The organism is Streptomyces sp. MBT53 (assembly GCF_016654115.1).
Taxonomy (GTDB): domain Bacteria; phylum Actinomycetota; class Actinomycetes; order Streptomycetales; family Streptomycetaceae; genus Streptomyces.
On sequence record NZ_JAEQAZ010000209.1, the window covers coordinates 1 to 13804 of the forward strand.

Annotated in this window: 6 protein-coding genes, 1 tRNA gene, 1 other RNA gene and 2 pseudogenes; 6 read left to right on the forward strand and 4 right to left on the reverse strand. The window is 64.9% G+C overall.

Translation table 11 applies throughout. The features are described 5' to 3' along the window. Together JHN45_RS43485 and ffs are read right to left on the reverse strand one after the other, a co-directional pair. Positions 1–1190: DNA polymerase III subunit gamma and tau (locus JHN45_RS43485; RefSeq protein ID WP_307783357.1), on the reverse strand; the 1190-nt coding region annotated here is incomplete at its 3' end. Positions 1191–1259: 69 nt separating this feature from the next. After that, an RNA gene (ffs, locus tag JHN45_RS43490) (signal recognition particle sRNA small type) lies at positions 1260–1358 on the reverse strand. A gap of 71 nt (positions 1359–1429) precedes the next feature. On the opposite strand from ffs, the gene JHN45_RS43495 reads away from it, so the two are divergent. After that, positions 1430–1517: transfer RNA gene (locus JHN45_RS43495), tRNA-Ser, on the forward strand. A gap of 149 nt (positions 1518–1666) precedes the next feature. Here JHN45_RS43495 and JHN45_RS43500 read toward each other — a convergent pair. After that, positions 1667–2773 (reverse strand): endonuclease NucS domain-containing protein, encoded by a 1107-nt coding sequence (locus JHN45_RS43500; RefSeq protein ID WP_201054857.1) that lies wholly within the window; start codon positions 2771–2773, stop codon positions 1667–1669. 409 nt (positions 2774–3182) lie between these two features. Further along, positions 3183–5123, reverse strand: a complete 1941-nt coding sequence (locus JHN45_RS43505) for a type I restriction-modification system subunit M/S (RefSeq protein ID WP_201054858.1) — start codon at positions 5121–5123, stop codon at positions 3183–3185. 1483 nt (positions 5124–6606) lie between these two features. On the opposite strand from JHN45_RS43505, the pseudogene JHN45_RS43510 reads away from it, so the two are divergent. The 5 genes and pseudogenes from JHN45_RS43510 to JHN45_RS43530 all read left to right on the forward strand — a co-directional run bounded on the left by JHN45_RS43510 (position 6607) and on the right by JHN45_RS43530 (position 13460). Beyond that, positions 6607–6821: pseudogene (locus tag JHN45_RS43510) on the forward strand (type II toxin-antitoxin system VapB family antitoxin). Further along, a pseudogene (locus JHN45_RS43515) lies at positions 6818–7100 on the forward strand (hypothetical protein). Before JHN45_RS43510 ends, JHN45_RS43515 begins: the two co-directional pseudogenes overlap by 4 nt. 507 nt (positions 7101–7607) lie before the next feature. Continuing rightward, the gene (locus JHN45_RS43520; protein ID WP_201054860.1) at positions 7608–9179 is read left to right on the forward strand and encodes a type I restriction-modification system subunit M; all 1572 of its coding nucleotides are present in this window, start codon (positions 7608–7610) and stop codon (positions 9177–9179) included. Beyond that, on the forward strand, positions 9172–10383 hold the full coding sequence (locus JHN45_RS43525) for a restriction endonuclease subunit S (protein WP_201054861.1): 1212 nt from the start codon (positions 9172–9174) through the stop codon (positions 10381–10383). The genes JHN45_RS43520 and JHN45_RS43525 overlap by 8 nt, the downstream gene beginning before the upstream one ends. Then, complete coding sequence (locus JHN45_RS43530) at positions 10383–13460, forward strand: type I restriction endonuclease subunit R (protein ID WP_201054862.1); 3078 nt, start codon at positions 10383–10385, stop codon at positions 13458–13460. The genes JHN45_RS43525 and JHN45_RS43530 overlap by 1 nt, the downstream gene beginning before the upstream one ends. The last annotated feature ends 344 nt before the right edge of the window (positions 13461–13804 follow it).

Consider the following 13804-nt stretch of genomic DNA (forward strand, 5'->3'; position numbering starts at 1 on the left):
CCCGCGTGATGCTCCCCGCCGCGTACGGCGACGAGCAGTCCGTCATGGCCCGCCTCGACCGGCTCGAACGCGGCGTCAACTTCGTGGGCGGCGGGGAGCATCACGCGGGCGCAGATGAGTTCCAGTTGGAGGCGGGGGGCGGTGGCGCCCCGCATCTCGGTCAGGCCGGTGTTGACCAGGTCGGCGGCGCGGCTGAGTTCGGCCGCGCCGAAGGTGCCGGCCTGCGCCTGCATCCGTTCCAGGACGTCGGCCGGGGCGTCAATGAGGCCCTTTTCGAGGGCGTCGGGCACGGCGGCGAGGATCACCAGGTCCCGCAGGCGTTCCAGCAGGTCGGCGACGAAACGGCGGGGGTCGTTGCCCCCCTCCATGACGTGGTCGACGACTTCGAAGGCGGCGGCGCCGTCACCGGTGGCGAAGGCTTCGACCACGGAGTCGAGGAGCGAGGCGTCCGTGTAGCCGAGGAGGGAGGTCGCCATGGCGTAGGTCACACCGTCGGTGCTCGCCCCCGCGAGCAACTGGTCCATGACGGACATGGAGTCACGCACGGAACCGGCGCCCGCGCGCACGACGAGGGGCAGCACGCCGTCCTCGACGGGGATGTTCTCCCGCCCGCACACCTCGCCGAGGTAGTCGCGAAGCGTGCCGGGCGGCACGAGCCGGAAGGGATAGTGGTGCGTCCGCGACCGGATCGTCCCGATGACCTTCTCGGGCTCGGTGGTCGCGAAGATGAACTTGAGGTGCTCCGGGGGCTCCTCGACGACCTTGAGCAGGGCGTTGAAGCCGGCCGACGTGACCATGTGGGCCTCGTCGATGATGTAGATCTTGTAACGGCTGCTCGCGGGCCCGAAGAACGCCTTCTCCCGCAGCTCACGGGCGTCGTCCACACCACCGTGCGAAGCGGCGTCGATCTCGATGACGTCGATGGAACCGGGCCCGTTGCGCGCGAGGTCCGTGCAGGACAAGCACTCGCCGCAGGGGGTGGGCGTGGGCCCCTTCTCGCAGTTCAGGCAGCGGGCCAGAATCCGCGCACTGGTCGTCTTGCCACAGCCACGCGGCCCGCTGAACAGGTACGCGTGATTGACCCGGTTGTTCCGCAGCGCCTGCTGCAACGGGTCGGTTACATGCTCCTGCCCGATGACCTCGGCGAACGACTCCGGGCGATAACGGCGGTACAGCGCGAGAGACGACACGCGTACGAGGTTATAGGCGCCCACTGACAACGGGGGCCGACGGCGGCCTCGCCCACCGCAACCGCCGCGAACGCAAGCGCCCCCCACGCACCCGCCAGAGCCAACCTACCCTTGCTGCCTTCCGGCCCTGGGGGAGTTCAGTCAGATAGCGCCGCGTGAGGGGCTCCGCACAGGCTACAGGATCTGAGCGGGGGGAACGAGTTCGCGAGCACTCCTCAACGTCTTGTATTGTTTGCCGCGGAGGATTCGCCTAGTGGCCTAGGGCGCACGCTTGGAAAGCGTGTTGGGGGCAACCCCTCACGAGTTCGAATCTCGTATCCTCCGCCAGTGCCTCACCGGGCACGATGTCGAAGGGCCCCGCTGTTCGCAGCGGGGCCCTTCGTCGTTGTCAGGCTCAGTTCTTGTCTTCGTTGGGTTCTGGGGCAGCCAGGGCTGCCCCAATGAGCGTTCGCCGCCTTGAGGCCGGCCTCGGGCTGTCAACCAATGCCGAAGTGGCGGGAGACCTCGTCGATCGTAAAGCGGGCGCGGAGCTTGCAGGCAGAGTTCTGGTTCGCGAAGAGGCCCGTCCGCCAGTACGCCTTCTCCCGTGGCACGGCCTGTTCCCATTCAACCGGGACGATCCACTCGCGACGGTCCGCGGTGTTCCCTTCCTGCGTCGGACCGCGGTCCGGGCGGTAGCCGCCCTTGAGGGGAAGGTCGGCCATGCGTCGGCTCTCATCACCAACGGTGAGGACGGTGTCGGCGAAGGGCTGCGGCTCGCCGGATACCGTACCCACGCCGACGTATCCCACTTTTGGGATATGGGTGAAGACCCGCGCTCCCACAGGCAGGGAACGGAGCGTCCGGGAGAACCACTCCCCACCACCGGCCGACACGAAGCCGTACTGGAGGGCATCTTCCCAGCTCCGGCCGCCTGACTCGTCACCGAAGGAGACGTACCAGTCCGTGCCGTTCCACTGCTCTTGTTTCCCGCGTGCCTTGGTCCCCGTGGACGGCGCCGCTACCTCGGCGTCGTCGATCAGCCAGGTGCGAGCCAGGTAAACGCGCCCCTCATCCTCGAAGCAGCGGAAGAACAGTACGTTGAGGGGCACCTGATAGCCGGATGCCAGATAGGTGACGATCCGCTCGGTCGCCGCGTCGACCTCACTCGCGACGACGGTGAGGGTGTGGGTGCCGTTCAGGGCCTCCGGCGGACTACTGCCGAAGCAAAGCGCAAACGCCTCGTCCAGTTCCTCCGCCAGTCCGCGCTTACGCGCGTACGCCCCGTGGATCTCACGCACTTGCTCGTTGCTGAGCGCTTGGACCCACGAACCGTAGTCGAGCAGCTGCGCGACGACCTCCCGGGGAGTGCGGTCCCGTTTGAGCTCCAGAATATGCAAGCCGCCCTCGGCGTCTATGCCGAGCAGATCAATGAACTTACCGTGGCCGGTCTGCACCTGACGACCAATCAGCAGGAGCGGTCTCCCCAGGATCTCCGGATCGGCCTCGATGAGGTCTTCCAGCTTCGACTCCACCGACATCGGTCGCGTAGCAACCCGCACCGGCTGGCCATCCACTCGCCACAGCCCGAACTCCAACGGCATCCTGCAATCCCCTCCCCATCTGTGACGCTCGTCAGCGAGTCAAGCAGATCTCGCGGACAGTGACGTTCTGAACTGTTGCGGCATTCGCTTACACGTAACCTCATGTCCTTGGTCAGCCCAGACGACCGGATGTCACACATCATCCGAGCCGCTTCAGCTCTCGTACGGCTGCCGGCACAGCAAGGCAGAGACCGGCCGATGCCGCGAACCCCGCACCGGCGGACAATACGACGTCAGTCGTGTCAGCACCGGCACGAACCTTGAGCAGGGCTACGCAGAGAGCCACGATGGTTGACAGCAGAGCAGCGATCCCCAACCACAGAGCCCAGGTGCGGGAGGATGCCGGAGGCGGAGTCGTGGACACGAAAGGTTCCTTTCGAAGGGTCGGGAGAGAACACGCTGCTACGGATCACGAGGCATCCACCGGTCCGTTCATCAGGAATTTCGCCAGCTCCGCACGGGCTCTGGAGAGCGACTCCGCATACTCCCGGTGAGCCGAAGCCTGATCGCGGAGACTGTTGATCATCTGCACCGCCCGCCGCTGCTGCTCCAGCGGCGGGAGCCGGACCGGCAAGTGACCAAGCGCATCACGACTGAGGGAGGGGGCGGCTGTGGCTGCCGCCCGGTTACTCATCCACTCCATGCAGCGTGGCGACGCGAGATAGTCCAAGAGGTACTCGGGGTCCACCGCCACGGCGTGCTCGTACAGCCGAAGTCTCACCACATTGGGGCTGAGCAACCAGCCCTCCTGCTCCGCAGTTGCCATCGCGGGGGCCCGGATGGCTCCAGACCGGACACAGACGATGTCCCGGGGCTGCAACCAGAACTTCTTCAGCTTCTCAGCTGTCTCCCAGGAGACCCTCTCGCCGTCAAGAGCGACAATCCTGCCGTCCTCGAGCTGACGCGGCAGGACAATGGGCACCAGCCCCTCACCCGAGCGCTCGTTCCTACCCAGGCGGCTATAGGAAGGCCCCGGCTGGATCTCGCACAGCTCGGCCAGGGTGGTTTCAACCCATGCCGACGGCAGACGCCCGTGGCGCGCGGTTTGGCTCACGCCGCAGTCCCAGCTGAGAGCAGCCGCCGCCTCGTCCACCGTGTCAACCACCTCACGAAGGTTGACACTCTCTTGATGTGCCGCCGCGACTGCGTCGAGGGAGCCCCCCTCTTCAAGACGCCTGGTGGTGATGTGATCAATGGGGCTCAGTGAGTAGTCGGCAGCGGCGAACGCACCTCGCGGGATCAACACCGTGTATGGCTCAAGGCTGCTGCCCGCAGTTGGCCGCACTTGCCGGAACAGCCATGGCCGGACGGCATCCATGATGACCTGCCGGTCGTTCGCTTCAAGCACGTTCCGGTTGCCCTGCCTGGTCCCCAGATGTCGGGCATCGACCAACAGGACTTCGGGGCTTGGTTGTTCAGTGCGCCGCAGAAACCACAAGGACACCGGCACGGGAGTTGCGGAGAACAGGTTGGGCGGCAGTGCGATCACACACTCGACCACTCCTCTCTCGATCATGTTCCGGCGGATCTCGCGCTCGGCCACATTGACCGAGTTGCCGGCCTTGACCGGCATCACCACCGCGGCACGTCCTTCGTCTCTCAGGTATGCCATCCCGTGCTGCAGCCAAGCGAAGTTGTCGTTGCCCCTGGGCGGAGCTCCGAACTCCCACACACCGTCCCGTCGGCCCGACCCCGCCGAGTCGGTCATGTTGAACGGGGGATTCATCATGACCACGTCGGCGAACGGCTCGGATACAGTCCTCGCCCTCCATGGCGAGTTCACGGTGCTGCGCAGCCTCGGCAACGTCCCGTGCAGAGCCAGGTGCATCCCGGCAAACCGCAGGGTGTCGCGACCGGGCGCCTCGCCCCTCACCGAGAACCCGGGCGTCTGCGCGCCCACGTACTCGGCCGCCGCCGCCAACATCTCACCACCACGGGCGTACCCGTCGTAGACCGACTTGCCTCCCTCGCCGACGTCCAGGGCGAGTTCGGCGGCCAGCCGCACCACCCCTTTGGGGGTGAAGAACTCTCCGCTACGGAGTCCGGCCCTGGATTCGTACTCGTCAAGGATGAGGCGGAAGGCTCCTCGATGGAGTTCTCCCGCCAGTCGCACCGTCCGGGCGAGATCGCCATAGGTTCGGGGCTCCAGCCGTCTGAGACTCTCCCGCATCCCTGGCAACACTCCGTACTGCCGTAGTTCATCGTCAGCCGCATCACCGATCCGGTGCAGTAGGCCCGCGATGTGTTCCGGCCCCGTAGCAGCTCTGGCGGCAGCTTGGAGGGCACTCCATCGGGGCTCACTGCCCCGTAGGAAGATGAGGGAAAGCAGCAGGGTCAGGTAGTCCACCATCGAAGCCGAGCCCCGAACGCGATCCGAAAGCGGCCCCATGAGCTCGCTGACACACTGCTTGTCGGTCTCCCCACTCCCTTCTGTGCTCTCCGCTCGGCTGACGGGGTCGATTGCTCCGTTCCGCGCCCGCCAACCGCTCAGGACACGCTCTCGGTAGGTGGCGCCGAAGCGCTCATCGACCCGCAGTTGCGCCCGCGGGATCCCCCGGCCACCAAGCCAGCGAAGAACCGAGGTGAGGCGGAAGTACTCCACGCCACCAGAGCGCATCGGGATGGGGAAATCCTGATGCCGCCGCGCCCAGTTGGATACGGTCGGCCGTTCCACTCCTGCGTACGACGCGATCTCCGACCGGGTGATCAGCGGATCCCGCTCGTCTGACACCGCAACCATGTATCCCCCATTTGGTGTTGCCCGCTGTTCGACCCCTGAACCGTAGAGCTGAACCGCCGGAGCAACCTACTGCGCACTGCGAGTGCGCATGCACTCCACTGAAGCAACAAGGCCACTGCATCCAGGCGTAGCTGATACCACGGCAGCGACTACCTGCGCTTTTCTCTATCGAGAAGTGACTGCCGACGCTCGAGTCATCCGAGAGCGGGGTTAACAGTTGGCATCCGCCGCAGAGCGCTGCGATCGCAGCCTCGAACCGGAGCCTGCAGACCCGCTCGGACGCGGCAGGGCGAGGCCTCTCTGCCTATGCCGCCGAAGCGCTGCGCTTCAAACGTGGCCGCGACCGGCTGCAGGAGCTCGTCGAGTGGCTGCAGGCAGAACACGGCCCGGTCACCGAAGGCTTGGGGCCGACCTAGCAGTCCGCTCCGCCATGGCGGCCCTGCCGCAGCCGCTGACCTGTCTCATCGCCGACACCGCACGAGGCCAGGGACGGGTGCGCATCGCCCCCGCGGCCTGTCCAGGCTCGCCCTGCGGCGGTTCGCCCCGACGGTCCTGGTCAGCGGTAGCCCACCCGCAGCGGCCTCACCGCACTGTGCGCCCCTGGCCACGCTTCCCCTCGCCGAGTCCGACTGGGGAACGGTGAGCATCGAAAAGCTCTTGGCGCACAGGGGCGCCGCTGCCGTCCCTCTCTTCGCGTAGGAACGTCGGACGGCGCGGCCCTCACCCGTGCCGCGGACAAGTCCGCCGGCGCCGGCCTCTACGTGCCGGCCGACCGGCTGCTCACGGCCTCAGCCGACCGCACCGGAACCCGACCCTTTCGGCAGCGGCGTGCCTTTCGCAACGGACACCGATGCGGCCATCACGCTTGAGTGCATCGTCACCTCGGACAACCGAACCGTACATACCCTCAGGGACCCGCCCTACCTTGATGCCTCGTGCCACCTGCGCGATACGGAACACGCCTTCGCACTCTCCCGCATCCAGGGCGTGATGCCCCCGTAGGACCCGGTGGCCAGGCCGAGGCGTCCGATGGCGCCGCACAAGGCACCTCGCGAGATGTACTTGGCCCAATATTTGGTATCAGGAGGCATATATGAGTCGGACGGTTATCGACCTGGACGACGAACTGGTCGCGGACGTGGCGAAGGCCCTCGGGACGAACACCAAGAAGGAGACGGTCAACACCGCTCTTCGCGAGGTGGTGGAGAACCGGCGTCGCGCCCTGGCTGTCGCCCGGCTGGGGCCGTGGCCGGCCACGGCGCGTTCGATCTGGAGTTGTTCGAGAACAAGGTGAACCACCGCCGGTGAACGCGGCCCAGTTCTTGATCGACACCAGCGCGCTCGCTCGGTTCATGCGCGAGGACGCAGAGGAGTACGGCTGGGACCAGGCCACCTCGGCCGGACTCATCGCGACCTGCCCCATCACCGAGCAGGGAGACACCGAGTGCGGAAGCGGTCGACCTCGTCGTCGCTACAACAGCTGAGCTGCAGGGGCTCACCCTGCTCCATCGCGATCACGCCTTCGAGTGCATCGCCGCAGTGACCGGTCAAGCCCTCCAGTGGTACGTCCCGGAGCACGGCAGATAGGTAAACGATGGTTGCAGTTCCGTTTGCGTTCACTGCCATCACCGTTCAGATGCCCCGCCCAAGTGAGCTGCACTGCAGGTCAGAACGCTCCTGTACGCCCCAGAACCCCCAGACGAACAGCAGGAAAGCGTGTTGGGGGCAACCCCTCACGAGTTCGAATCTCGTATCCTCCGCCAGTGCCTCACCGGACACGATGTCGAAGGGCCCCACCGTTTGCGGTGGGGCCCTTCGTCGTTGGCCGTCTCGGTCTCAGTCTCAGTTACGTAGGACGGACGGTCATGGACAACCACGGATGGGCTTCGTCGGCGCTCTGCCATGTCTGGCCCTGGACGGCTCGCATAGGGCTCCGAAGCAACGTGCATGGCCCCACAGCCCCAGTCAGTTCCCCGAACCATCCAGCAGAAGTGGTCGATCAAAGCCTCACTGTCAGAGGGACAAAATAGGATGCCCCGCAGCAGCTCCACGGCCCTGAGATCGCCACCCGGACACGAGCAAGGATCCCAACTGATGGCAGTGACCCAGCAAGAGATCGAGAACCGATTGTGGGACGCCGCCGACGAGCTGCGCGTGGCGATGCCCGAAGCGCAGTACTCCTCGGTCGTCTTCCCTCTGATGTTCTGGAAGTACCTGTCGGATACCTGGGAGCACACTCACCAGACCTTCCTCAAGGACAACGAGGCCCTCGACCTCTCAGCCGAGGAAGCCGACGAGGTCGAGTACAGCAACTACCAGACGTTCAAGATCCCCCTCATCTTCCCTGGCACTGTTGCCGAGAGCCGCGCCTCTTGGTCATCCATCCTCGCCACAGTCGCCCAGCACGGCCTCGGCCAGCGGGTGCGCGCCTCCCTCCAGGCCATCGAGTCGGCCAACCCTGACAAGTTCTCCCGTCTGTTCGGGTCCATGACGTGGACCTCCGAAGCGGTGCTGCCGGGGGAGGTGCTGGCGTCGGTCATGCGGACGATGAACCGTGTCCCCAAAATGCACGCGGGCAATATGTCCCACGATGTTCTCGGCGGGGCGTACGAGTACCTGCTGAAGCGGTTCTCAGACGGGTCCGGTACTCGTGCCGGCCAGTTCTTCACCCCGCGCGAGGTCGTCGAGCTGATCATCGAACTGCTGGACCCCAAGAACCACGAGTCGGTGTACGACCCGACCTGCGGTTCAGGCGGCATGCTCATTGCCGCCGCCAACTTCCTCAAGGCCCGAGGCGGGCGTGGATACACACTCAGCCTGAACGGGCAGGAGGCTGTGACGGACACCGCGGGTGTGGCCCGCATGAACCTCTTCATGCACAACCTGACCGAGTTCAAGGTCGAGATCGGCGACACCTTGAGGGACCCTCGCTTCAAGAAGCCGAACGGATCCGTCAAGCAATTCGATGTGATCGTCGCCAATCCGCCCTACAGCCTCAAGTGGAAGCCCTGGACCAATGACCCGCGCGCCCTCGGCGGGATTGCTCCACAGTCATCGGCGGACTGGGCATTCGTGCAGCACATGATCGCCAGCATGGACCCGAAGAAGGGCCGCGCCGGTGTCGTCCTCCCCCACGGCGTCCTCTTCCGAAGTGGCCAGGAAGCAGTCATCCGTCAGCGTGTCCTGGACGACGACCTACTTGAAGCCGTCATCGGACTGCCGAAGAATCTTTTCTACAGCACGCCGATCCCGACCTGCATCCTCGTCTTCCGCGCCCCCGGCACCAAGGCCCCGGAACGCCGGGCAGGTGTGCTGTTCATTGACGCATCAAAGCGGTTCACGCCTGGAAAGAACCGCAATACGATCACCGACTCCGATATCGCCGATACAGTGGCTGCCTACCATTCCAGCTTCAACGCTGTCGCTTCCCCCACCGAACTCGATGACGGTAAAGGGCTCACCGCCCGCTTCGTTGCCTTGCCAGAGATCGCGGAGAACGAATACGACCTCCACATCGGCCGTTACATCAAGCACGCCACAGCTGAGCAGGAGGAGTTGGACGTTCTGGTCGACGCCTACAACCTCGCCCGGGCCGATCGACGGCAGGCCGAGGCTCGCATGCTGCAGGTCCTCACGGCCACAGGGATCGAGGGCTTCGATGACTGAGCCCACCGGGTGGAAGCCAGGCACTCTAGATGACGTCCTCGAGCACGTCGATGTCCGGAACAAGGACAAGGCTATCGAGATGGTCCTCAGTGTCACCGAAGGACGCGGCATCGTTCCCCAGAGCGAGGTGTTCAACAAGAGAGTCGCTACTGAGGACACGAGCAAATACAAGGTACTCCAGCCCTTCGACATCGCCTGGAACCCCTACCTCCTCTGGACCGGAGCTATTGGGCAATGGTTTCGCGACAGTGCCGGTGTTACCTCTCCGGTCTACCCAGTGTTCCGCGTTCGCGAGGGCCAAGACTCCAGGTTCTGGGGAATGGTCCTCGAAGGCGGTGTACTCACCCCGTACTTTGACAGTCGCGCAATCGGCTCTATCGCTCGGCGTCGCCGCACAACTATTCCGGTATTCAAAGAGGCTCCGATCTTCATTCCGCCGCGGCCGACGCAGGAGCGGGTCGTGAAGATTATCGGCGCGGTAGACGACCAGATTGCTGCACTTGAATCCGAGGCCAGCATCGCGCGGAGGCTTCTCAACTCGGTGCTCACAGAGCACTTCGCGACCGTCACGGGTACACCGCATCGGATTGTTGACCTGTGCTCCCATGTGATCGGGGGCGTCTGGGGCAAGCCTGAGGGTGAAGGGGAAGTTGATCGCCTCGCGCTTGGGCCTCGCATCTACGCGCCCGGCACCTCCGACTTCGTAACCGACGGCTCGCCAGTACGGTCGTTCACGACCAAGCAGGCTGACACCCGGACGGTGCAGGAGCAGGACATCATCCTGGAGCGATCTGGCGGTTCACCCGAGCAGCCCGTCGGCAGAGTCGCTATCGCGGGCCCCGGCCTAGCGCCGTGCGTGCCTACCGACTTCCAGCGCCTGATGCGGGTAGCCCCTGAGAGGGCGCTCCCAAAGTACGTATTCTGGCGACTCCGACACGACTGGGTATTTGGGCTGACTCGCAACTACTCACGCCGCACGACTGGCATCACGAATCTGTCGGTAAAGGAATACATCGCTCGCGAAATGCCCGTGCCTTCACCAGAGGAACAAACAGCACTAGTTGAGCGTGCTGCGGCGGTCGATGCGCTCGTCATCACGCTGCGCGCGGAGGCCGCGAGTCTCCGTCAGGTTCGAACCGGTTTGCTATCGGGATTGTTGGATCGAACAATCACCATCGAGTCAGCCGAGGTGGGGGTCGCCTGATGGCGAAGGGGATCGCGGAACGCGAGTTCCAGAACCTGATGATCCAGTGGTCCCTCCCGATGGGGTGGGGCTTCGAAGCGGGCAGGTCGCTGCCACGTGAGACGACACAAACGGTGCTCGCCGGCCAGCTGCGGGACGCCATCGTCCGGCTCAACCCTGGGGTGATCGGCGGGTTCGACGTGGAAGCCGTGGTCGAGGAGATCATCGCCACGGTCAATGCCGTCGACGGCGGGCTGGTGCGAGCCAACGAGCAGGTGCTGGAACTGGTGCGTGGGCACAAGGAGTTCCGGGGTGCCGACGGCGTGTGGCACGCCTTGAAGGTCATCGATTTCGAGCACCCGACCACCAACACCCTGGTCGTGTCGGACGAGGTGACCATAACCATCCCCGGCAAGACCCCCCGCCGGTTCGATCTCGTGTACTGGGCCAATGGTCTGCCCCTCGTTGTCGTAGAGGTGAAGTCACCGACCGCCAAGTCCGGGTGGGCCGACGCCGCACGCGAGATCAACGACGTGTACGCCACCGAGTATCCGTGGTTCTTCACCCCCAATGTCTTCGCTGTCGCCTCCGACGGGCTGAAGCTGCGGTTCGGTGCCGCTGGTGCGCCCCTGAACCTGTGGCAGCCGTTCCGATCCACTGACGACGACGAGAATCTGTCCGGGCAGGCAGACGTTCAGCGCTCCGTCGAGCTGCTGCTCAACCCGGCCACGGTCCTGGACATGCTCGCCAACTTCGCCCTCTTCGACACCTCTGGAGGCGGGGCGGACAAGAAGTACCTGCCCCGTTACCCACAGATGGAGGCCGCCCATCTGATCCACAGACGGGTCCTGGCTGACGGCAAGAAGGGTCTGATCTGGCACCACCAAGGCAGCGGGAAGACGCTGCTGATGGTGTTCGCCGCCTCGCTGCTGCTGGCTGACACCCGCACCGAGTCGCCCACGATCATCTTGCTCTCGGACCGGACCCAGCTCGTGCGGCAAACCTCCGGGGTGTTCACCTCCGCGATGGGAGACGCCTACTTCCACCAGCCCTCCACCAGTAAGGAGTTGCGTTCCCTGCTGGCTGACGATGTGCGCGGCGTCATCTCCACGACTGTCCACAAGTTCGCCGACGCCGGCAAGAACCTGTCGACCCGCCGCAACATCATCGTGCTGGTCGATGAGGCACACCGCACCCAGTCGTCCGAGGAAGAGTCCCTGGCGGGGCAGATGCGCGCAGCGTTGCCGCACGCGAAGTTCTTCGGCATGACCGGCACACCCATCAGGAACCTCGCCACCAACACCTTCGCCCTCTTCGGTGAGGAGACCGACCCAAACAGGGTGCTGCACCGGTATTCGGTGTCCCGGTCTCTGCAGGACGAGGCAACCGTCCCTGTCATGCTGGACCCGCACCCGGTTACCTTCGAGATGAACGACCTGGAACTGCAGGCCGAGTTCGACCAGTTCGCCGACGAATTCGACCTCGACGACCCCGACCGTGAAACCTTGTCCCGCAAGTTCGGGCGCCTCACCTCGGTATTCGCCAACCCCGAACGCATCCACACGGTCTGCCAGGACATCGTGGACCACTACCTGGCGGGCACCTATCGCAACGGCCTCAAGGCGCAGGTCGTCGCCTACAACCGTGAGCTGGCCGTGAAGTACACGGACAAGATCAACGAGCTGCTGGCCGGCTTCGGGGCGTCGCAAGTGCTCTCCGAGGTCGGCAAGCACGATCGGATCACCGCAGAGGTGAACATCCACGTCTCGGACGCCAAGACCGAGGAAGCGGCCATGCGGCCGTACCGGCTCTCCGAGGTCGACGAGGAAGACCAGAAGAGACGATTCCTCACCCCGGATGACCCGCTGTGCTTCCTGGTCGTGACGGCCAAGCTGATGACTGGGTTCGATGCCCCCAACGAAGGCGTCCTCTACCTGGACAAGCCGCTGAAGGCTCACAACCTGTTCCAGACAATCACCCGCCCGAACCGCACTTGGGTGTCCCCGGCCGGATTCGTGAAGACCACCGGCGTGGTCGTGGACTACATCAGCCTGGCCGAAGAGGTCCAGCGTGCCGTCGTCGACCCCACCTCGGAAGGGTCCGCCGGCAAGGGCGGCGGTTTCGTCACCGACCTGACCGACCTGGTCGCCGAGTTCCGCACCACCTTCGCCTGCATCGAAGACCTCCTCGCAGATGTCGACGGCCTCGATCTCACGGCCCACGGATACGAGTCCGTCCGTGTCATCAACGCCTTCCTGGACGCCAACCCTGACGCCTCCGAGGTCTTCAGCAAGAACTACCGGCTCCTCGCCCGCCTGTACCCGCTCATCAACACGGACAAGCGGGTCACCAAGTACCAGGACGGGTTCGGGCTCTTCGGGTCTGCGTACACGACCCTGTTCAAGAAGTCTTCCGACGAGGAAAGGAAGGAGCGACTGGGTGAGCTGGGGCCGATGGTCCTGGAGATAATCAACGCCCACGTCTACTCCTTCTCGGTGGCCGCCTCCCAAGAAGAAGCCCTCGTCCTGGATGCCCAGGGCATCACGATCCTCAAGGAGCTGCTGGCCCTCGTCCGTCCCAAGCCCGGCAAGGACGACAGCGAGGACAAGAGGCCGCCGTCTGCGGCGGAGATCCTGGACCACATCAAGGCGGCCCTCGAGAAGGGCGTCGAACCAGGGTCCGCGAAGTACACCGCCCTGGCAGAGCGGATCAGGCAGCTGCGGGACCGGATCATCCAGAACGCCCAGGACGCCTTGGAGTTCCTGGCCGAAGCACTCCGGGTCGCCCGTGCCATCGTGAACGCGGAGAAGCACCCCGACGAAGCCGTCGTACTGGACGATGACCACGTAGGAGTGCTGTCGCGGATCATCCGTGACCACGCGCCGCCCGGACTCACCGTCACGGAGCAGAACTTGGCCCAGGAGATCGATCAGGTGGTCAAGCGCACCCTCGCGCAGTCGTGGGACAACGCTGAGGCTCGCAATCGCGGCGTCCGCCGTGCCACGGCCGCGGTCTTCCGTCGGTACATGTTGAAGCCGGTGGGAGAGCCCTACGGCTCCACCGTCGCCTACGTCGAAGCCCACTATCTCGTCGACTGATGTGCGCACCAGGGCCCGGCAACCTGTGGCGGTGCCGGGCTCCGTCGCGCTGATCGAACCCTGAGCTGGCCCTTGGACCGCACTTGATGGTGGGTCAGTAGCTGTCGATGTCTCCATATCCTTCCGGGTTCCTCGCCCGATCCACAGCCTGTGCACAAGCCTCATCGAACGCAGCAACGACAGCGTCCTGGTCCGTGCCGCGGACTTGGGCCTCGACCTCTGGGCCGGGGCGCCGCATGGAGTGCCACCGGACCGGCAAAACCGTGTACAGATCGGTCTCGAACTCCCAGGCCAGCACTGATCTTTGCTCAGGCGGCCGATGTTGAGTGCGTTGTGGCAAAGGG

What these genes read in the sequence shown, in the direction of transcription:
- JHN45_RS43530 (WP_201054862.1), top strand. Translation starts at nt 10,383, where the DNA reads ATGGCGAAGGGGATCGCGGAACGCGAGTTCCAGAACCTGATGATCCAG.
- JHN45_RS43500 (WP_201054857.1), bottom strand. Translation starts at nt 2,773, where the DNA reads ATGCCGTTGGAGTTCGGGCTGTGGCGAGTGGATGGCCAGCCGGTGCGG.
- JHN45_RS43525 (WP_201054861.1), top strand. Translation starts at nt 9,172, where the DNA reads ATGACTGAGCCCACCGGGTGGAAGCCAGGCACTCTAGATGACGTCCTC.
- JHN45_RS43505 (WP_201054858.1), bottom strand. Translation starts at nt 5,123, where the DNA reads ATGGTGGACTACCTGACCCTGCTGCTTTCCCTCATCTTCCTACGGGGC.
- JHN45_RS43520 (WP_201054860.1), top strand. Translation starts at nt 7,608, where the DNA reads ATGGCAGTGACCCAGCAAGAGATCGAGAACCGATTGTGGGACGCCGCC.